Origin of the sequence: Pseudaeromonas aegiceratis (assembly GCF_046254905.1) — a bacterium.
In the GTDB taxonomy this organism is placed as follows: Bacteria; Pseudomonadota; Gammaproteobacteria; order Enterobacterales; family Aeromonadaceae; genus Pseudaeromonas; species Pseudaeromonas aegiceratis.
This window is the reverse complement of record NZ_CP158016.1, coordinates 2,568,666-2,587,978: the sequence shown is the minus strand read 5'-3', so window position 1 is coordinate 2,587,978 and position 19,313 is coordinate 2,568,666. Positions and strand designations below refer to the sequence as shown.

At 60.8% G+C, this 19,313-nt stretch carries 15 protein-coding genes and 4 tRNA genes; 8 read left to right on the top strand and 11 right to left on the bottom strand.

The genetic code is table 11. The features are described from left to right. Positions 1-74: 74 nt before the first annotated feature. A complete protein-coding gene (locus ABHF91_RS12190; protein WP_409420550.1) occupies positions 75-1,280 on the bottom strand; it encodes an acetate kinase in 1,206 nt (401 codons plus the stop codon). A gap of 282 nt (positions 1,281-1,562) precedes the next feature. On the opposite strand from ABHF91_RS12190, the gene yfbV reads away from it, so the two are divergent. Next, positions 1,563-1,985, top strand: coding sequence for a terminus macrodomain insulation protein YfbV (gene yfbV / locus ABHF91_RS12185; protein WP_409420549.1), 423 nt, complete (start codon positions 1,563-1,565; stop codon positions 1,983-1,985). A 57-nt stretch (positions 1,986-2,042) separates the two neighbouring features. Here yfbV and pflA read toward each other — a convergent pair whose 3' ends face one another. From pflA to ycaO, 4 genes are all read right to left on the bottom strand, one after another. After that, on the bottom strand, positions 2,043-2,789 hold the full coding sequence (gene pflA, locus ABHF91_RS12180) for a pyruvate formate lyase 1-activating protein (RefSeq protein ID WP_409420548.1): 747 nt from the start codon (positions 2,787-2,789) through the stop codon (positions 2,043-2,045). 134 nt (positions 2,790-2,923) lie between these two features. Then, positions 2,924-5,206 carry a formate C-acetyltransferase gene (gene pflB, locus ABHF91_RS12175; RefSeq protein ID WP_409420547.1) on the bottom strand — a complete coding sequence of 761 codons (2,283 nt, stop codon included), beginning with the start codon at positions 5,204-5,206 and terminating at the stop codon, positions 2,924-2,926. Between the two features lie 45 nt (positions 5,207-5,251). After that, complete coding sequence (focA, locus tag ABHF91_RS12170; protein ID WP_409420546.1) at positions 5,252-6,082, bottom strand: formate transporter FocA; 831 nt, start codon at positions 6,080-6,082, stop codon at positions 5,252-5,254. 316 nt (positions 6,083-6,398) lie between these two features. Further along, the gene (gene ycaO / locus ABHF91_RS12165) at positions 6,399-8,156 is read right to left on the bottom strand and encodes a 30S ribosomal protein S12 methylthiotransferase accessory factor YcaO (protein WP_409420545.1); all 1,758 of its coding nucleotides are present in this window, start codon (positions 8,154-8,156) and stop codon (positions 6,399-6,401) included. 210 nt (positions 8,157-8,366) lie between these two features. Here ycaO and asd point away from each other — a divergent pair, with 210 nt between their 5' ends. From asd to ABHF91_RS12130, 7 genes are all read left to right on the top strand, one after another. Further along, the gene (asd, locus tag ABHF91_RS12160; protein ID WP_409420544.1) at positions 8,367-9,479 is read left to right on the top strand and encodes an aspartate-semialdehyde dehydrogenase; all 1,113 of its coding nucleotides are present in this window, start codon (positions 8,367-8,369) and stop codon (positions 9,477-9,479) included. Between the two features lie 160 nt (positions 9,480-9,639). Then, positions 9,640-11,055: a Sapep family Mn(2+)-dependent dipeptidase gene (locus tag ABHF91_RS12155; RefSeq protein WP_409420543.1), complete on the top strand. Its 1,416-nt coding sequence runs from the start codon at positions 9,640-9,642 to the stop codon at positions 11,053-11,055. Positions 11,056-11,242: 187 nt separating this feature from the next. Beyond that, a complete protein-coding gene (locus ABHF91_RS12150; protein ID WP_409420542.1) occupies positions 11,243-12,013 on the top strand; it encodes an ABC transporter ATP-binding protein in 771 nt (256 codons plus the stop codon). A 48-nt stretch (positions 12,014-12,061) separates the two neighbouring features. After that, positions 12,062-12,838 carry an ABC transporter substrate-binding protein gene (locus ABHF91_RS12145; RefSeq protein WP_409420541.1) on the top strand — a complete coding sequence of 259 codons (777 nt, stop codon included), beginning with the start codon at positions 12,062-12,064 and terminating at the stop codon, positions 12,836-12,838. A 59-nt stretch (positions 12,839-12,897) separates the two neighbouring features. Further along, positions 12,898-13,638, top strand: a complete 741-nt coding sequence (locus ABHF91_RS12140) for an ABC transporter permease (RefSeq protein WP_409420540.1) — start codon at positions 12,898-12,900, stop codon at positions 13,636-13,638. A gap of 2 nt (positions 13,639-13,640) precedes the next feature. Next, a complete protein-coding gene (locus tag ABHF91_RS12135; RefSeq protein ID WP_409420539.1) occupies positions 13,641-14,339 on the top strand; it encodes an ABC transporter permease in 699 nt (232 codons plus the stop codon). Positions 14,340-14,344: 5 nt separating this feature from the next. Further along, complete coding sequence (locus ABHF91_RS12130) at positions 14,345-16,351, top strand: DUF3857 domain-containing protein (RefSeq protein WP_409420538.1); 2,007 nt, start codon at positions 14,345-14,347, stop codon at positions 16,349-16,351. Here ABHF91_RS12130 and xthA read toward each other — a convergent pair. The 6 genes from xthA to ABHF91_RS12100 all read right to left on the bottom strand — a co-directional run bounded on the left by xthA (position 16,268) and on the right by ABHF91_RS12100 (position 19,290). Continuing rightward, complete coding sequence (xthA, locus tag ABHF91_RS12125) at positions 16,268-17,074, bottom strand: exodeoxyribonuclease III (protein WP_409420537.1); 807 nt, start codon at positions 17,072-17,074, stop codon at positions 16,268-16,270. The two genes, ABHF91_RS12130 and xthA, sit on opposite strands and share 84 nt — an antisense overlap. Before the next feature lie 21 nt (positions 17,075-17,095). After that, positions 17,096-18,760: a response regulator gene (locus tag ABHF91_RS12120; RefSeq protein WP_409420536.1), complete on the bottom strand. Its 1,665-nt coding sequence runs from the start codon at positions 18,758-18,760 to the stop codon at positions 17,096-17,098. Between the two features lie 109 nt (positions 18,761-18,869). Then, positions 18,870-18,954, bottom strand: a tRNA-Tyr gene (locus tag ABHF91_RS12115). 29 nt (positions 18,955-18,983) lie between these two features. Continuing rightward, positions 18,984-19,068 (bottom strand) — tRNA-Tyr (locus tag ABHF91_RS12110). Between the two features lie 26 nt (positions 19,069-19,094). After that, positions 19,095-19,179: transfer RNA gene (locus tag ABHF91_RS12105), tRNA-Tyr, on the bottom strand. A gap of 26 nt (positions 19,180-19,205) precedes the next feature. Beyond that, positions 19,206-19,290 (bottom strand) — tRNA-Tyr (locus ABHF91_RS12100). Positions 19,291-19,313: the final 23 nt, after the last annotated feature.

Genomic DNA, 19,313 nt, shown 5'->3' with positions numbered 1-19,313 from the left:
TGAGTGCGTGTCTCTTGTCGTTGGACGGCTAATGAAAAAAGGCTGCCCTTGGGCAGCCTCGACATTGTACTCCCTTAGTGACTCGCTTCCACCAATTCCAGCGCGTCCTGGGCAATTACCCACTCCTCGTTGGTGGGGATCACCAGGGCCAGGGTACTGCCCTCTTCAGAGATGATGCCCTGCTTGCCGAACCGTGCCGTCAGGTTGGCCTCCGGGTTCACCTTGAAGCCCAGCAGGCCCAGGCGGTTGAGGGTCAGTTCACGGATGGGGGCGGAGTTCTCGCCGATACCGCCGGTGAACACCACGGCATCCAGGCGGCCATCCAGGGCAGCCACATAGCCGCCGATGGTCTTGGCCAGACGGTAGCAGTACAGATCCATGGCGCGCTTGGCGGCCACTTCGCTGTCGTAGTTGTCTTCGGCGTAGCGGCAGTCGCTGGTCACCTCGGTCAGGCCCAGCAGGCCGGACTCCTTGGTGAGCAGGTTGTTGATCTGCTCCACGCTGTAACCCAGGGCATCGTGCAGGTGGAAGATGATGGCGGGATCGATATCGCCACAGCGGGTGCCCATCACCAGGCCCTCCAACGGGGTCATGCCCATGGAGGTATCTACCGACAGGCCGTTCTTGATGGCACAGACGGAGCCGCCATTGCCCAGATGGCAGTTGATGATGTTCAGTTCGTTCACCGGCTTGCCGAGGATCTCGGCGGCCTGCAGGCTGATGTAGTAGTGGCTGGTGCCGTGCATGCCGTAGCGGCGAATGCCATTTTTCTTGTACAGCTTGTAGGGCAGGGCATAGAGGTAAGCCTGCTCGGGCATGGTCTGGTGGAAAGCGGTATCAAACACGGCCACATTGGGCAGACCCGGGAAGGCCTGCTGGGCGGCACGGATGCCCACCAGGTGAGCTGGGTTGTGCAGCGGGGCCAGGGTGGCGCAGTCTTCGATCCCACGGATCACTTCGTCGTTGATGATGACGGAGCGGGTGAACTTCTCGCCGCCGTGGACCACCCGGTGGCCAACGGCAAATAAATTGCCATTCAGCTCCGGTTTATTGGCCAGGATTTCCCGTACGATAAAATCCAGTGCGGCCTGGTGCGCGGCACCGGCGCCCAACTCGGCGGAACCCTTGTTACCGTCCAGTTTCCACTTGATACGAGCGTCGTCCAGCTGGAGACATTCGGCGAGGCCGGAGAGCTGTTCCTCTCCACTGGCGGCGTCGATAACGGCAAACTTCAAAGAAGAACTGCCGCAGTTAAGTACAAGAACCAGCTTGCTGCTCATTCGTCGTAAATCCTATCTTGTCAAAGGGGGGTTTACTGACCGGAAAAGCAGGCTTTTCCGGGAATATCACGTATTCTTACATTAAGGTGACACAGAGCCAGGAAACGGATGGCCGGCATTGAGCGTCGGCTGGGCCCGTCTGGCAGGCTTGAAAGGGCCCGGTGACCGGGTCAAATTTCGAGCGCGGCACAGAATACAAGGAAAGTTTAAAATCACAAAATATTCTTTTTTTGGCGGACAAAGCCCTATGTTTTGTGCGGTTTGCGGCAAGAGGAAGTAGATATGGCTGTTTTTAGCAATTGGCCTCACGCGGGGCTTGATTACATGCGCACTTGGCCGCAAGAAAAAGTATTAGGGGCCATGTTTCCCGAGCCGCGGGTGATTGCCGCCGTGACACTGGCACTCAAGGTGTTACCCGGTCTGGCGGGAGTCAGCCTGCTGCTGCAGTGGCAATACGGCCTGACCCAGTGGTGGCCATCTGTGATCACCTCTGTGCTGTTCATGCTGAGCCTGCCGCTGCAGGGCCTTTACTGGCTGGGGCAGCGGGCCCGTTCGCCGCTGCCCGCCGCCTTGACCCGCTGGTATTTCGAGGTGAATGCCAAGCTGGGGCAACCGGCCTTGCCGTCGTCCCCCCGTTATCTGGATCTGGCCCGCACCCTGCGCCAGGCCTTTGACAAGCTGGATCGCGCCTTCCTCGATCTGTGAGGTGCGGCCATAAAAAAACCACGGCATGCCGTGGTTTTTTTGTCTGTGCATCCCGCCTTAGTAACAGACGTTATCGTGGTACTGAGCGAGGATGCTCTTGATCTTCTCCATGGTCTCCTTGCTGGGCGGGCGCACGCCTTCCAGCTCATACTTCTCGCCCATGGCGATCCACTTGTGCTTGCCCAACTCGTGGTAGGGCAGCAGCTCGACCCGCTCGACACAGTCACCCAGCTCGTCGTGGATAAACTGGCCCAGGGCCTGGGCGCCGGCTTCATCGTCGCTCCAGCCCGGTACCACCACGTAGCGGATCCACATCTTCTTGCCGCGTTTGGCCAGGTAGCGGGCAAAATCCAGGCAGTACTTGTTGCTGACGTGGGTGAGGGGAATATGTACCTCGTCGTTCATGTGCTTGATGTCCAACAACACCAGATCGGCGTTGTCCAGCAACTCATCCAGGGCGGTATCGTAGTGGCGGACAAAGCCATTGGTATCCAGGCAGGTATGGATCCCCTGGGCCTTGCAGGCCTTGAACCACTCGGTGACGAACTCTTTTTGCAAGGTGGCTTCGCCGCCGGAGGCGGTGACACCACCGCCCGAGGCATTCATGAAGTGACGATAGGTCATCAGATCCTTCATCAGCTCGTCTACCGTCACCTCGCGGCCATCCTCGGTATCCCAGGTGTCGCGGTTGTGGCAGTACTTGCAGCGCATCAGGCAGCCTTGCATGAAGGCGATGAACCGGATCCCGGGGCCGTCGACGGTACCGCAGGTCTCGACGGAGTGGATGCGTCCCTTGACTGTCATGGTTTGCTCCGAAAGGGTCTGTAAATGGCCATAGTGTATTACAGATGGGCCAGTAAGGCACCCGAGGAACCCGGGTGTCGCAGGCATAAAAAAACCCCCGGCGAGCCGGGGGTTTGATGTGCCTGCAACCAATCTTACATGGATTGGGTGAAGGTCCGGGTGATGACGTCCTGCTGTTGCTCCTTGGTCAAGGAGTTGAAGCGAACGGCGTAGCCGGAAACGCGGATGGTCAGCTGGGGATACTTTTCGGGGTTTTCCATGGCATCCAGCAGCATCTCACGGTTCATCACGTTGACGTTCAGGTGCTGACCGCCTTCGATGTTGGCTTCGTGGTGGAAGTAACCATCCATCAGACCGACCAGGTTCAGCTTCTGGGCATCTTCTTGCTTGCCCAGGGCGTTCGGCACGATGGAGAAGGTGTAGGAGATACCATCCTTCGCGTAGGCAAACGGCAGCTTGGCCACGGAGGTCAGAGAGGCGACGGCGCCCTTCTGATCACGACCGTGCATCGGGTTGGCACCCGGGCCGAACGGTGCACCGGCGCGACGACCATCCGGAGTGTTACCTGTCTTCTTACCGTACACCACGTTGGAGGTGATGGTCAGGATGGACTGGGTCGGCACGGCGTTGCGGTAGGTCTTGTGGCTCTGGATCTTCTTCATGAAGCGTTCAACCAGGTCACAGGCGATGGCATCGACGCGCTCGTCGTTGTTACCGAACTGCGGGTATTCGCCTTCGATTTCGAAGTCGATGGCCAGACCGTCTTCATCACGCACCGGCTTAACCTTGGCGTACTTGATGGCGGACAGGGAGTCGGCGGTCACGGACAGACCGGCGATACCACAGGCCATGGTGCGGATCACGTCACGATCGTGCAGCGCCATCTGGATGGCTTCGTAGCTGTACTTGTCGTGCATGTAGTGGATGATGTTCAGGGCGGTGACGTACTGGGTAGCCAGCCAATCCATGAAGTGATCCAGGCGATCCATGACTTCGTCGAATTCCAGATACTCGCCCTGGATGGGGGCGGTCTTGGGACCGACTTGCATCTTCAGCTTCTCGTCCACACCGCCGTTGATGGCGTACAGCATGGTCTTGGCCAGGTTGGCGCGGGCGCCGAAGAATTGCATCATCTTGCCGACGATCATCGGGGACACACAACAGGCGATGGCATAGTCATCGTTGTTGAAGTCGTTACGCATCAGGTCGTCGTTTTCGTACTGCACTGAAGAGGTATCGATGGATACCTTGGCACAGAACTTCTTGAAGCCCAGGGGCAGCTGTTCAGACCACAGGATGGTCATGTTCGGCTCGGGAGACGGGCCCATGGTGTACAGGGTGTTCAGGTAACGGAAGCTGTTCTTGGTAACCAGGGTGCGACCGTCAACGCCCATACCACCCAGGGATTCGGTGGCCCAAATCGGGTCGCCGGAGAACAGGGTGTCGTATTCGGGGGTACGCAGGAAGCGCACCATACGCAGCTTCATGATCAGGTGGTCGATGATTTCCTGAGCGTCTTGCTCGGTGATCAGACCCTTCTTCAGATCGCGTTCGAAGTAGATGTCCAGGAAGGTGGCGGTACGGCCGAAGGACATAGCGGCGCCGTTTTGAGACTTAACGGCAGCCAGGTAACCGAAGTAGGTGGCCTGTACGGCTTCCTGAGCGGTAGTGGCCGGGCCGGAGATGTCGCAACCGTACTTGGCAGCCATTTCCTTCAGTTGACCCAGAGCCTTGTACTGATCGTTGATCTCTTCACGCAGGCGGATGGTGGCTTCCAGATCTTCACCGGCTTCCATCTTGGCTTGCAGAGAGTTGAACTGGGCGAACTTGTCCTTCATCAGGAAGTCCACACCGTACAGGGCGATACGGCGGTAGTCACCGATGATGCGGCCACGACCGTAGGCATCCGGCAGACCGGTGATGACACCGGACTTACGGCAGTTACGGATGTCCTTGGTATAGACGTCGAATACACCCTGGTTGTGGGTCTTGCGGTATTCGGTAAAGATCTTCTCAACTTGAGGATCCAGATGACGACCGTACACTTCGCAAGAGTTCTTCACCATGTTGATACCGCCGAAGGCGATAATGGCACGCTTCAGAGGCTTGTCAGTCTGCAGACCAACGATCTTCTCCAGACCTTGGTCGATATAACCGGCATCGTGGGAAGTGATGGTGGACGGAAGATCGGTATCAAAGTCGATGGGCGCGTGAGTGCGGTTCTCTTCCTTGATGCCTTCCATCACCTTGTCCCACAGCTTAGTGGTGGCGGCGGTGGCACCGGCCAGGAAGGATTCATCGCCTTCGTACGGGGTGTAGTTTTTCTGAATGAAGTCGCGGGTGTTGACTTCAGTCTGCCAGGCTCCGGATTGGAAGCCTTCCCAAGCGTTCAGACACTTTTCGTTAAGCTCTGCCATGTTTCATTACCTCTTCGGTATTGATTGTCTAAGCATCCCGCGCCATCAGTGATGGCGACGGAAAATAAACCAGTTAGTCAGGCCGATCATGACGCCACCGCCGATGATGTTGCCGATGGTAACCGGTATCAGGTTTTTGAAGATAAAGTGGCTTACGGTCAAGTCAGCGTACTTGGCCGGATCTGCACCGATTGCAGTCCAGAACTCGGGGCCGGCCAGGGCATGAATGGCGATGCCTACCGGGATCATAAACATGTTGGCGATGCTGTGCTCGAAGCCTGACGCGACGAACATACCAACCGGCAGCACCATGATGAGGGCCTTGTCGGTCATGGTACGGCCACCAAAGGCCATCCAAACTGCCAGGCAGACCATGATGTTACACATGGTGCCCAGGGCGACCGCTTCGATAAAGGTATGGTGCAGCTTGTGCTGTGCCGTGTTCAGGGCAGCCAGGCCCCATTGGCCGTCGCCGGCGGTGTACTGGCTGGACAGCACTATGAGGGTCACCATGATGAGGCCACCCACCAGGTTGCCGGAGTATACCAGTGCCCAGTTCCGCAGCATCTGGGTCCAGGTGATGCGCTTGGCGGCCTTGGCCACCAGGGTAAGGGTACTCGAGGTGAACAGCTCACCGCCCAAGATCACACACAGGATCAGGCCCAGGGAGAAGCAGAGGCCACCGGCCAACTTGCTACCGCCTTGGGAGACGACCGTGATGTAGAAGATGAAGGCGATGGCGATAAAGGCACCGGCGAAGATAGCCAGTTGGAAGGTTTTGGCGGCAGGCTTGGTGGCCTTACCGTAGGTGATGTCTTCGGCCAGGGCGGCGATGGCTTCTGGCTTTAGACAGTCAAAGGGCGATTCTGCTTTCACTGTGGGGGCTTCCGCTGTGGTAATTATCCTGTAGTAATCATATCAACAAAGAAATTGTTCAAAATTGCCTTAGATCAATTTCGCCGGGTTGATTATGTAATTTTACTACATCGATCGCTTTTGAGCTGTCACTGGCTTACAAAGCTGTAAATAGTATGCATCAAATTTCATCCAAGGGGCGAACCTTATATTCGACAGAGTCCCACGGATTTGGTTCCCCCCACGACAGGGCTTTGCTGCCGCCTCAGTGTACACCCTCTGCATGAAAAGCCGGCAATAAAAAGGGCGGCTACTGCCGCCCTGTCCTGTATCGGGTTTAGACGCCCCAGTGGGCCTGCTTGGCCCGTTGCAACTTTGCATAGGTGGCCAGCAGCTGCTGGTGGGACTTGAATTGGCTCAAGCTACCATCGTCCGCCACCAGGCCGTAGAAGCGCTGACTGCCCTCGATGTGAGCCCAGGCGGCCGCCACCGTGCTGGCGCCATACAAGCGCTCAAAGGCCGGGCGATAGGTTGTGGGATCACGGGACTCGTCTGCAAACAGGCTTAGGCTCTGGCCCAGGCAGCGGTAGAAGGTACTGCGTTCTGTGCTGAACACGCTGGCGTTGAAGTCCTGGGTCCACTGACACCAGTGGGTGGCTTCGTCCAACTGCCCGGCGGCCAGGGCCAGCAGGCACTTGAGCTCTCCCACCCGCAGGGTATGCCAGCCGGTCCCCTTGTCGGCGGCGATGCCCAGCAGCTCCCGCACCCGGGTCTGATCATCAAACCCTTCGTCTTCCAGGCTTTGCAAGAACTCGGCGTAATCGGCCGGACTGCCCTCACTGGCGGGCAACGCCAGCACGGCCTCGCGCCAGCCGGCGCCCATATTGTTGTTGGCCAGCACCAGATCTTCGGCGGGATAGATGTCGGACATGCCGGGGACCAGGATGCGGCAGGCGTAGACCCCCAGATGCTGGTAATCGGCGATGTACACCGGCTGCTCCAGCTCATGGAAGATGCCCAGCAGGTGGTTGAACTCCTGCTCTGTGCTGCCGGCAAAGTTCCAGTCGGCAAATTCGAAGTCCGGCTCGGTCTTGAACAGATCCCAGCTGATGAGCCCGGAGGAGTCGATGAAGTGGGTCTCCAGGTTGTGCTGATCCGCCACCTCGTCATTGTCGAAGGCCGGCGGGGCGAACACGTCCAGATCCTTGAGGCCGCGTCCCTGAAGCAGCTCGGTGACGGTGCGCTCGAAGGCCACCTCGAAGCGCGGATGGGCGCCGAAGGAGGCGAAACAGGTGCCGTTGGCCGGGTTGAGCAAGACCACGCAGATCACCGGATAGCGGCCACCCAGGGAGGCATCGTAGCAATAGATGGGGAAACCCTCGTGCTCCAGGGTGGCGATGGCCTCCTGAATGCCGGGGTAGCGGGCCACCACCCCGGCCGGGATCTCCGGCAGGGAGAGCGCCTCGGCGATGATGCGGTTCTTCACGTGGCGCTCAAACACCTCGGAGAGCCCCTGGGTGCGGGCCTCGGTGGGGGTGTTACCGGCGCTCATGCCGTTGGAGACATACAGGTTGCCGACGATATTCATGGGGATGAACACCTGCTGGCCGTTGTCCTGCCGGACAAATGGCAGGGCGCAGATGCCGCGCTCGGCATTGCCCGATTGCAGATCCACCAGCATGTCGGCAGAGAGCTCACCCTCAGGGTCGTAGAAGTCGCGGGTGTAGTCATCCAGCAGGCCGTCAGGCAGCTCGCCATCCTCCGGGACGGGGAACCACTGCTCGTCCGGGTAATGGACGAAGGGGGCGTCGGCGATTTCCTGCCCCAGATAGAAGTCGGCGAAGAAGTAGTTGGTGGAGAGGCGTTCGAAATACTCTCCCAGGGCCGAGGCCAAGGCGGCCTTCTTGCTGGCACCCTTGCCGTTGGTGAAGCACAGCGGGCATTCCTTATCCCGGATATGGACCGACCAGACGTGGGGCACAGGGTTGAGCCAGGAGGCTTCCTCTATGTCAAAACCCAGTTGGCGGAGCTTGGTGTGGAAGCGGCTGATGCTCTCTTCCAGGGCGGCGTCTTTGCCGGGAATAAATGTCTGCATGGGATGATTCCAAGGGCTGGATGTAAATGACATGTTGCACAGGGCTAGGCGGCGCTATCTTACGGGCAAACGCCAGCCAGTGCCAGGGCCTCGCCGGTGGGGCGTTGCAGCCTCCGGCACACAATATTGCGGAAATCGACTTGCACCCTGGCCGCCAATCCGTAATGTGATCTCCTTAGGTTTTTATTGCTTCCATGGCAGGACAAAAAGATGAAAAAAGTAGGTTTGATTGGTTGGCGGGGCATGGTGGGTTCCGTGCTGATGCAGCGCATGGTAGAGGAAAACGACTTCGCGCGTATCGACCCCGTCTTCTTCACCACCTCCCAGGCCGGGCAGGCGGCGCCGAACTTCGGCAAGGCGGCCGGTCAGCTGCAGAATGCCTTCGATCTGGAGGCGCTCAAGGCCATGGACATCATCATCACCTGCCAGGGCGGAGACTACACCAAGGAAGTCTATCCCAAGCTGATGGCGGCCGGCTGGCCGGGTTACTGGATCGATGCCGCGTCCACCCTGCGGATGGCCGAGGATGCCGTCATCATCCTGGATCCGGTGAACGGCAAGGTCATCGACGATGCCCTAAACCAGGGGATCAAGACCTATGTGGGCGGGAACTGCACCGTCAGCCTGATGCTGATGGGCCTGGGCGGCCTGTTCGCCAACGATCTGGTGGAGTGGGTTTCCTCGTCCACCTATCAGGCCGCCTCCGGTGCCGGTGCCCGTCACATGCGGGAGCTGCTCTCCCAGATGGGGGCTCTGCGGGACGTGGTGGCCACCGAGCTGGCGGATCCGGCTTCCGCCATCCTGGATATCGAGCGCAAGGTGACCGCCGCCATGCGTGAGGAGAGCTTCCCCACCAGCCAGTTTGGCGCGCCTCTGGCAGGCAGCCTGATCCCCTGGATCGACGTGGCCCTCCCCAACGGTCAGAGCAAGGAAGAGTGGAAGGGCATGGCGGAAACCAACAAGATCCTGGGCCGCAGCCAGTCCATCCCGGTGGATGGCAACTGCGTCCGCATCGGCGCCCTGCGCTGCCACAGCCAGTCTTTCACCATCAAGCTGAAGAAAGATGTGCCCCTCACCGATATTCACCAGATGTTGGCCAGCCACAACGACTGGGTGCGGGTCATCGACAACGACAAGGCCCTGACCGTCAAGGAGCTGACCCCGGCCGCGGTGACCGGCACCCTCAAGGTGCCCGTGGGCCGTCTGCGCAAGATGAACATGGGGCCGGACTTCCTGTCAGCCTTTTCCGTAGGCGATCAGCTGTTGTGGGGGGCTGCCGAGCCGCTGCGCCGCATGCTCAATATCCTGCTGCATAAGGCGTAAGCCGCACCGCTTCGCATCTGACAGGCCGCCACAGGGCGGCCTGTTCTTTTATGACAAGACGGCGTTTGGCCGGCCTGTCATTGTTCACAGGTGAGGACCCTCGCGTGGCCGCCTAGGCTTAGTCAAATCGAAAACAAACCGATTCGAATAAGGGTGTTTCATGTGGGATCCTGAGGTATCGAGCACGCTATCTGCGCCAGAGGCCGTTTGCTGGCCCGAATTGGTGCAAGCGCAGGCCGAGGCCATGCTGGCCGATCTGTGTCAGCTCATCGGCTTTGCCAGCCACTTCCAGTTCGATCACTCGGGGGCGCCCTTCGGCCAGCCCATCGACGATTGCCTCAATGCCACCCTGGCCATCTGCCGCCGCTTCGGCTTTGCCACCTACAAGGATCCTGACGGTTACTACGGCTACGCCGATGTGGGGCAAGGGGAGGGGCTGATCGGTATCTTCTGTCATCTGGATGTGGTGGGGGCCGGCGAGCTCAGCGGCTGGTTTTCCGATCCCTTCACCGGCGTGCTGCGCAATGGCCGCCTGTATGGTCGTGGCAGCCAGGACAACAAGGGCCCAACCCTGGCCTGCCTGTATGCACTGCACCTGCTGCAACGTTATGGCCCTGGGCTGCGGCACAAGATCCGCATCGTGTTTGGCACCGATCAGGAACTGCTGGGGCGTTGTATCCAGCGCTACAAGCAGTGGGAGCGATTGCCGGACGCCAGCTTCTGCCCGGATTCAGCCTTCCCGCTGGTGAATGCCGAGAAGCGGCTGATCCAGGCCTACCTGTATGGCCCGCCCAGCGAGGATCTGGTGCTCGACTGTGGCGACATCTTCAATGCGGTACCGGATCGCGCCCTGTACGGCGGGCCGCAGCAACGCAAGTTACAACGGCAATTGGATCTGCTGGGCTATCCCTGGCGGCAGCAGGACAAGGGCACCCTGGTGCTGGGGCAGGGGGCCCATGCCTCCGTGTGCCATCAGGCTGGAGTCAACGCCATCGTCCGGCTGTGCCGGGCCTTGCAGCAGATAGGTTATCGGCACCCAGCCTTGGGGCTTTGCTCCTTGGTGATCGGCGAGGATACCTCCATGCGGGCCCTGCTGGGTACGGTACGGGATGATCTTAGTGGTGAGTTGACGGTGAATCTGGCCACACTCAAGCTCGACAGCCATGGCTGCCAGCTTGGCATCGATGTGCGGGTGCCCGTGAGTTTCAGTCGTCAGGAGTACCACAGGATGATGCGGGCGGCGGTGGACCGCCTGGGCTGGCGTTATGAGGAGTTCGATCACCTGGAGCCCATGTTTGTGCCGGCCCATGCCCCCTTCGTCCAGGCGCTGAGCCGGGGTTACGAGGCCGTCACCGGCGAACGGGCCAGGCCCAGATCCTCCGGGGCCGTCACCTATGCCCGCGCCATCCCCAACTGTGTGGCCTTTGGTGCCCTGTTGCCCGGGCATCCCCGGGTGGAACACATGCCCAACGAGTTCATCTCGGTGGAGGGTCTGCTGACCGCCTGCCACATCTATATTCAGGCGCTGGCCCAGCTGCAGCGGCTGCCCTTGGCAGAATTAGCTGTCAGTGCGTGAACTATGCGTTGGGAATGGCTATTTATCGCGAATGAAGCTCTAAACGTGAATTAAAATTCGCCGCTGGCCAGGTTTCGTTCACCATGCATCTTGTAATTTGTGATCAGACTGGTATTTTCCATACAGGTGTTATGGATGAGCCGCCTGAGGTGGTCTCAATGAGTCCAATAAGAACAAGGTTGTTTGCATGAACGAAGTGGCCACCCTGCAAGTCAATGACTTGCATAAGTATTTCGGCTCCCACCAGGTCCTCAAAGGGATCAACCTCACCGCCAACAAGGGCGACGTCATCTCCATCATCGGCTCCTCCGGCTCCGGTAAGTCCACCTTCCTCCGTTGCATCAACCTGCTGGAAATCCCCTCGTCCGGTGAGGTACGGGTGCATGGTGAGCTGATCCGCATGAAAACCAATCGCCTGGGGGAACGCCTGCCCGAAGACATGCGTCAGGTGGAGCGCATCCGCTCTCGGCTGGCCATGGTGTTCCAGAGCTTCAACCTCTGGTCCCACATGACCGTGATGCAAAACATCATCGAAGTGCCGATCCAGGTGCTCAAGGTGCCCCGTGCCGAGGCCATAGAGCGGGCCGAGACCCTGCTGCACCGGGTGGGGCTGTATGAGCGGCGCGACTATTATCCGGGCCATCTGTCCGGCGGTCAGCAGCAGCGGGCCGCCATCGCCCGCGCCCTGGCGGTGGACCCCGAGGTCATGCTGTTTGACGAGCCCACTTCCGCCCTCGATCCCGAGCTGGTGGGGGAGGTGCTGGGGGTGATGCGCAGCCTGGCCGAAGAGGGCCGCACCATGCTGGTGGTGACTCACGAGATGTCATTTGCCCGGGATGTGTCAAATCGGGTCTTATTCTTGCATCAGGGCCTGGTTGAAGAGGAGGGGGATCCGAAAGAGCTGTTCGCCAATCCCCGTTCCGAGCGGTTTCGGCAGTTTATTTCGTCGGCTTACTAGTCGGCTCATGAATGCCCGTTGAGGGGCGCATAATCAAGGAGTGAAAGGATGAAGAACAAGGTGCTAGTGGGTGTGATGGCAGCCTGCCTGATGGGCTCGCTGCAGGTTCAGGCCAAGGAGTGGAAGAGTGTGCGCATCGGGATCGAAGGCGCCTACCCCCCCTTCTCCTGGACCGAGCCCAGTGGTGAGGTGAAAGGGTTTGACGTGGATATCGCCAACGCCCTGTGTGAGCAGATGCAGGTCAAATGCACCATCGTGAAGCAGGATTGGGACGGCATCATCCCGGGTCTGCTGGCCAAGAAGTATGACGCCATCATCTCCACCATGGACATCACCCCGGAGCGCAAGAAGCGCGTCGACTTCTCCGCCAAGTATCAGCATGTGCCGGCGCGTTTCGCCACCAAGAAGGGTACTCCCCTGGAGCTGACCGATACCTTCATGGCCGGCAAGAAAGTCGGGGTACAGCGTGCCACCTCCATGGACACCTATATCACGGATAACTTCCCCTCCGCCGACATCAAGCGCTATGGTACGGCCGAAGAGGCTTACCTGGATCTGAAGTCTGGCCGCATCGACTATGTGCTGGCGGACTATGCCTCCCTGGTGGACGGACTGATCAAGAAGGAAGACGGTGCCAACTACGAGCTGGTGGGACCGGGCCTGACCGATGCCCGCTGGTTTGGTGAGGGTGCCGGTGTCGCCATCCGCAAACAGGATACCGATCTGAAGGCCATGTTCGACAAGGCCATTCTGGATATCCGCGCCAACGGCAAGTACAAGGCGGTGAACGACAAGTACTTCGACTTTGACGCCTACGGCGAATAAGACCCAGGTGGCTGGGTGACAACGGGCCCGCATGGGCCCGTTTTAACTGGGATCAGGACATGTTGGATCTTAAAGGCTACGAAACCTCCCTGCTGGAAGGGGCATGGATGACCCTGGAGGTGGCGCTGCTGTCGTTAGTGCTGGCCATGATGCTGGGCATGCTGGGGGCCCTGGCCAAGCTTTCCTCCTTTCGCCTGGCCCGCCAGGTGGCCACCCTGTACACCACGCTGGTGCGGGGGGTGCCGGATCTGGTACTCATGATGCTGCTGTTCTTCGGTGGCCAGGTGCTGGTGAACAATCTTTGCTCCTGGGGCAATGACTGGTTGAATGGCTGGCTGGGGGGTGGGGATCCTCAGCACGAATGGGTCGCCTATCTGCCGGAGTACGTGGATGTCAGCCCCTTCATCGCCGGGGTGCTGACCATAGGCTTCATCTTCGGCGCCTACATGGCGGAAACCTTCCGTGGCGCCATACTGGCGGTAGACAAGGGCCAATTGGAAGCCGCCTATGCCTATGGCATGCGGGCGCTGCAGGTGTTTCGTCGGGTGCTGTTCCCCCAGATGGTGCGCCATGCCCTGCCGGGCTTCGGCAATAACTGGCTGGTGCTGCTCAAGACCACGGCCCTGGTGTCCATCATAGGTCTGGATGATATGGTGCGTAAGGCGGGGCTGGCGGCCGGCACGACCCAGCTGCCCTTTACCTTCTACATGGCCGTGGCGCTGATCTTCTTGGTGTTCACCGCCCTCTCCACCCTGTTGCTCAAGTGGGTGGAACGTCATTACGCCATCGTCTCGAGGTAAGCATGTTCGATTTTTCTATCCTGGCCGATGAGTGGCCCACCTACCTCGAAGGCCTGATCAATACCACCTGGCTGGTGGCCGCCTCCCTGGTGCTGGGGCTGAGCATCGCCCTGCCCATGGCCTTGGCACGTAACAGCAGCCATCCCCTGCTGCGGCTGCCGGCCTGGGCCTATATCTATTTCTTCCGCGGCACCCCCTTGCTGGTGCAGCTGTTCATCATCTACTACGGCGCCGGTCAGTGGCAGGCGCTGCGCGAAACCTGGCTGTGGCAGTGGTTGGAAGAGGCCTGGTTCTGTGCCCTGCTGGCCTTCGCCCTCAATACCGCAGCCTACACGGCGGAGATCATCCGGGGGGCGCTCAATACCATTCCCCGCGGGGAGAAGGAGGCGGCCCTGGCCTTCGGCATGACCCGCTGGCAGACCTTCAAGAACATACTGCTGCCCAGCGCGGCGCGCCGCGCCCTGCCGGCCTACAGCAACGAGGTGATCTTCATGCTGCACGGCTCGGCGGTGGCGGGCATCATCACTGTGGTGGATCTCACCGGCGCCGCCCGCATCATCAACTCCCGCTACTACAGCCCCTTCGAAGCCTTCATCACCGCCGGTGCCCTCTACCTGTGCCTGAGCCTGTGCCTCATCGGCCTGTTCCGGCGGCTGGAGCGGCGCTGGTACGCGCACCTGCGGCCCAGGGTGCAGGCCTGACCATCATGCGCGCCTTCTGCCTGCTCTTCTTGCTGGTGGGCCTGGGCTCGGTGGCTCAGGCGGCTGAACGGGTGGCGTTTGCCCCGGTGCCGGCCTGGGTGGAGGCGGTGGCCGTCCCGGCGGCGCCGGCTCAGCTGCAGGCGCCGGAGGGCCAGGCGTATCTGCTGGTGGACCGGCAGTGGCGGCTGGGGGCCCAGACCCAGCAGTTCTTTCATTACGCCACCGCCATCACCAGCACCGAGGGACTGGAGCAGGGCTCCCAGCTGGCGTTTGACTTCGACCCCAGCTACGAGACCCTGACCATCCACAAGGTGGGGGTCTGGCGGGATGGTCACTGGCTGGATCGCCTGGAGCCCGAGGAGTTGCGGCTGTTCCAGCGGGAGCCGGATCTGGGGCAATACCTCTACTCGGGTCGCAAGACCGCCTACCTGATCTTGCCGGACATCCGGGTGGGGGATGTGCTGGATTACAGCTTCTCCCTGAGCGGCTACAACCCGGTGATGAACGGCCTGTTCAGCGACCGGATCGATCTGCAGTGGAGTGCCCCCGTGGCGCGTCAACAGCTGCGTCTGCTGCTGGGGGACGGCCGCCGGCTCGACGCTGCCTTCACCCCCGCCGGTGCCCAATGGCAGGTACATGCCAAGGGGGATTGGCAGGAGTGGCGCTGGCAACAGACGGCGGTGCCGGCGGTGGAAGAAGAAGAGGATCTGCCCGGTGGCTATAGCCCCTATGCCGAGGTGGCCCTGAGCGAATTCACCAGCTGGCAGTCGGTGGTGACCTGGGCGTTGCCCCTGTATGAGCAGGCCGCCGTGATAAGCCCAGAAATCCAGGCGCTGAGTGCCCAGCTGAGCAAAGGGCGCCAGGGTCAGGATGAGCAGGTGATGGCGGCCCTGCACTTTGTCCAGCATGAGATCCGCTACCTGGGGATGGAGGACGGTATCGGTTCCCACCGGCCGCGGCGGGCGGCGGATACCCTCTATCGACGCTATGGGGACTGCAAGGACAAGGCGGTGCTCTTGCTGGCCCTGTTGCGGGCCCAGGGGCTGGATGCCAAGGCGGCCCTGGTCAGCCTGGACGATGGCGCCGGCCTGCCGGCTCAGCTGCCCAGCCCCTATGCCTTCGATCATGTCATAGTGGTATTGCAGCTGGCGGGGCAGCGCTACTGGCTGGACGGCACGGATCTCAACCAGGGCAGCGCCCTGGTCAGCCTGGGCATGCCCTATTACCGCTATGCCCTGGTGCTCGCCCCCGAGACCCAAACCCTCACCAGCATGGACGGCGAGTACCGCCTGCCGCAGATAGAACTGCAGCAGGTAAGCCGCTTGACCGCGGACCAGACGGTGCTGGACATCGACACCCACTACAGCGGCGCCCTAGCGGAAAGCCAGCGGGGCAAGTGGCAGCGCAGCACGCCCCAGAAGCTGGCGCGCCGCTTCGGCGATTATTACCGGCGGCAGTTCCCCGGCCTCAAGAGCCTGGGGTTGCCCCAGCTGCAGGACGATGCCGGGCAGAACCGGCTGCGGGTGCAGGAGCATTATGAGTTGCCCCAGGGCTTTGCCCAGATCCAGCAGGAGGGCTTGGCCATCTATGGCGACCTGCTGGATGAGTACCTGGTGCGGGTGTCACCCGAGCGGCAGCAACCCCTGGATCTGGGGGCGCCCCGCAAGGTGATCCAACTGCTGGAATATACGTTTCCACAGGACTGGAAGATAGCCGCCTACCAGGCCGAGCAGGGCAACGCGCTGTTTCACTTCTCGGTGCAGGTGAGCCAGCCGTCGGCCCGGCGGCTGCAGGTGCGTTATGAGTACGAGAACTTTACCGACCGGGTGCCGGTGGCGCAGCTGGCGGATTATCGGCGGCGGGTGCTGGCGGCCCGGGATGAGCTGAGCCTGACCCTGGGGCCGCCCGCGAAGGCGGCCAAGGGCAATCTAGTCAAAGGTGGCCCAGATAGGGGCGTGATCGGAGGGTTTCTCGACGGCGCGCAGGGGATAATCGATGCCGCTTTCCACTAGCCGCGGCAGCAGGGGCGCCGTGGCCAGGATAAGATCGATGCGCAGGCCGCGGTTCTCGTCAAAGCCCCGGCTGCGGTAGTCGAACCAGGAGTATTGATCGTCCACCTGGGGATGTTGATGGCGATAGGTGTCCACCAGCCCCCAAGCCTGCAGCTTGCCCAGCCACTCCCGCTCCTCCGGCAGGAAGGAACACTTGCCGTCCCGCAACCAGCGCTTGCGATTGGTTTCACCTATGCCGATGTCCAGATCCGTGGGGGAGATGTTCAGATCCCCCATCACCACCACCTCATCCTCCGGGCTGTGCTGCTCGTCGAGGTAGCGCAGCAGATCGGCGTAGAAGCGCCGCTTGGCCGGGTACTTGGTGGGGTGGTCCTGACTTTCCCCCTGGGGAAAGTAACCGTTCAGCACGGTCAGCCGGCGGCCATCGGCCAAGGCGAAGCGGCCCATGATCATGCGGCGCTGGGCGTCCTCTTCATCCCAGGGAAACCCCCGGATCACCTCGGTGGGCGCCTGCTTGCACAGCAGGGCCACGCCGTAGTGGGCCTTCTGGCCGTGGAAGAACACCTGGTAACCCAGGGCCTCGACGTCGGCCAGGGGAAAGGCCTCATCGTGCACCTTGGTTTCCTGCAGGCCTATGATGTCCGGCTGGTGTTTGTCGATCAGGGCGGCCAGTTGAGGAAGGCGGGCCCGCAGGCCGTTGATGTTGAATGACACTATCTTCATGGCGGTCTCGCGTAAAAGTCGTCAGGGGCGACGCAGCTGGGCAAACTCGTTGTGCAGCTCGTCCAGGCGGGCCCGTTGGGTCTGATTGAGGATCACGGCATCCAGGGCCGCCAGGGTGGCGCGGCACTCCTCGTAGAGTTCGGCACCCCGATCCTTCTTGTATTGGCCCAGGAGCTGGATCAGCACCTGTATCTTGTTGAGGGCGGCACTGGTGTTGGCCGGCGCCCGGCGCAGGGCATCGCGGAAGAACAGCAGGGCCTCGTCCAGGTGGCCATTCTTGTAGGCCAGGATCCCCTGCTCGTTAAGCTCTTGATACTTCTGATTGCGCTCGGCCAGCAGGCTATCATGGCGGGCCGAGTTTAAACACTGACTGACCATGGGGTCGGCCAGGGCCGATTCGCTCAGGCAGGCCTGCAGCTGATCGGCATATTCAAATTCGCCCAGCTGCAGCAGGCCCAGCACCGTCTCGCTCAGCAGGGCCTCGGGCATGCGCGCCGGCTCCGCCATGTAGTTCTGGTGCGCCTTGTAGAGCATCTTCTTGCCCCGCACCAGATCGCCCCGGGCCATCTGCACCCTGGCCTGGCAGATCTGCTCGAAGGCCGCGTAGTCGAACTCCGTGGTCATCAAGGCATCGCGGCAGCGATAGAGGGCGGAGTTGACCTGCTTCTGCAGGTTGGCGATGTGGTAGGGGTCCTCGCTGTGCAGGGCGTAGAGGATCAGGCAGTGGATGTAATTGCCCAGGGCCTGGGGGGTGCGCTGCACCGAGAAGCGGTTGAGCTCCATCAAGGTGGAGAGGGAGTCGCGGGCCTTGAGGTAATCCTCCCGCGCCAGGCTGACCTCCGCCATCTGCTGATGCAGCATGCCGGATTGCGGCGAGATCTGGATGGCCCGCTCCAGGGTCTCCACCGCAGCGTCATTCTGGTTGGCGGCCAGCTGGGCCGAGGCCATCCAGCGGTAGGCCTCCACCATCAGAGGTCTGTGCTGCACCGCCTTCTTCAGGTGTTCCACCGCTGCCTCGTGTTGCCCCAGCAGATAACAGGCCTTGCCCAGGCTCATGCGCATCCAGCTGGACTCGGCATCGTTCAGCGCCTCGATCAGCAGATCGTGGGCGCCCTGGGGCTGGTGCTCCCGCAGCAGCATCTCCGCCATCAGGCAGCGGCAGTAATTGGCGTAACGGTTGCTGTCATCCTTCAGGGCCTCGCCGCAGGCCTGGATCACCGCCTGGGGCTCCTGTTGCGCCAAGGCCTTGAATACCCCGGCCAGGCTCTGCTTGCGTTGCAGGGCGCGCAGCAGACGGACCCGCAGCTGATCCTGGGAGAAGGGCTTCATCATGTAGTCGTCTGGCTCGCTCTCCAGGGCGCTCAGCACCATGGAGCGGGAGTTGTCACCGCTGACGATAAACACCACCGCCAGGGGCGGCAGCAACTTAGACTCGCGCAGGTGTTCCAGCAGCTGGCGACCGTTCTCGCCACTGCCCAGGTTGTAGTCGATGAGGTAGATGTCGAAGCTTTCCTTGCTGCAGCGCCGGCGGGCCTCTTCGGCGGTGGCCAGTATGGTGACCTTGTTGAGACCGACGTTCTGCAGCATGGCTTTCATCATCACCTGAAAGCTGCGCTGGTCGTCAATGAGCAGCACCCGCTTGTTCTTGAAGGGACGATCTGGGGCTGTCTGGGTCGTCTCGTTCATGGGTGATTGGGGGCCTATGGCTGTCTACTTGGACTTACTATACCCAAATTGTCGCGCAAGAGCGCGCAAACCAAGGACAATCTTGGGGCGAAGGGTGCTGAAGGAAGGATGGTGGAGGGGGAAGGATTCGAACCTTCGAAGGCGGAGCCGTCAGATTTACAGTCTGATCCCTTTGGCCACTCGGGAACCCCTCCACGGGGAAAAGGATGCACAGCAGGAAAGATGGTGGAGGGGGAAGGATTCGAACCTTCGAAGGCGGAGCCGTCAGATTTACAGTCTGATCCCTTTGGCCACTCGGGAACCCCTCCACGGGGTAACCTTTGGATAAATTAGATGGTGGAGGGGGAAGGATTCGAACCTTCGAAGGCGGAGCCGTCAGATTTACAGTCTGATCCCTTTGGCCACTCGGGAACCCCTCCACGGGGTAACCTTTGAATAAATTGGATGGTGGAGGGGGAAGGATTCGAACCTTCGAAGGCGGAGCCGTCAGATTTACAGTCTGATCCCTTTGGCCACTCGGGAACCCCTCCACAAGTGCGGGGCGCATATTATC

Bases quoted from the DNA above. Each gene is read 5' to 3' on its own strand.
- ABHF91_RS12190 (WP_409420550.1), bottom strand. From the start codon at position 1,280: ATGAGCAGCAAGCTGGTTCTTGTACTTAACTGCGGCAGTTCTTCTTTG.
- yfbV (WP_409420549.1), top strand. From the start codon at position 1,563: ATGGCTGTTTTTAGCAATTGGCCTCACGCGGGGCTTGATTACATGCGC.
- pflA (WP_409420548.1), bottom strand. From the start codon at position 2,789: ATGACAGTCAAGGGACGCATCCACTCCGTCGAGACCTGCGGTACCGTC.
- pflB (WP_409420547.1), bottom strand. From the start codon at position 5,206: ATGGCAGAGCTTAACGAAAAGTGTCTGAACGCTTGGGAAGGCTTCCAA.
- ycaO (WP_409420545.1), bottom strand. From the start codon at position 8,156: ATGCAGACATTTATTCCCGGCAAAGACGCCGCCCTGGAAGAGAGCATC.
- asd (WP_409420544.1), top strand. From the start codon at position 8,367: ATGAAAAAAGTAGGTTTGATTGGTTGGCGGGGCATGGTGGGTTCCGTG.
- ABHF91_RS12155 (WP_409420543.1), top strand. From the start codon at position 9,640: ATGTGGGATCCTGAGGTATCGAGCACGCTATCTGCGCCAGAGGCCGTT.
- ABHF91_RS12150 (WP_409420542.1), top strand. From the start codon at position 11,243: ATGAACGAAGTGGCCACCCTGCAAGTCAATGACTTGCATAAGTATTTC.
- ABHF91_RS12145 (WP_409420541.1), top strand. From the start codon at position 12,062: ATGAAGAACAAGGTGCTAGTGGGTGTGATGGCAGCCTGCCTGATGGGC.
- ABHF91_RS12140 (WP_409420540.1), top strand. From the start codon at position 12,898: ATGTTGGATCTTAAAGGCTACGAAACCTCCCTGCTGGAAGGGGCATGG.
- ABHF91_RS12135 (WP_409420539.1), top strand. From the start codon at position 13,641: ATGTTCGATTTTTCTATCCTGGCCGATGAGTGGCCCACCTACCTCGAA.
- ABHF91_RS12130 (WP_409420538.1), top strand. From the start codon at position 14,345: ATGCGCGCCTTCTGCCTGCTCTTCTTGCTGGTGGGCCTGGGCTCGGTG.
- xthA (WP_409420537.1), bottom strand. From the start codon at position 17,074: ATGAAGATAGTGTCATTCAACATCAACGGCCTGCGGGCCCGCCTTCCT.
- ABHF91_RS12120 (WP_409420536.1), bottom strand. From the start codon at position 18,760: ATGAACGAGACGACCCAGACAGCCCCAGATCGTCCCTTCAAGAACAAG.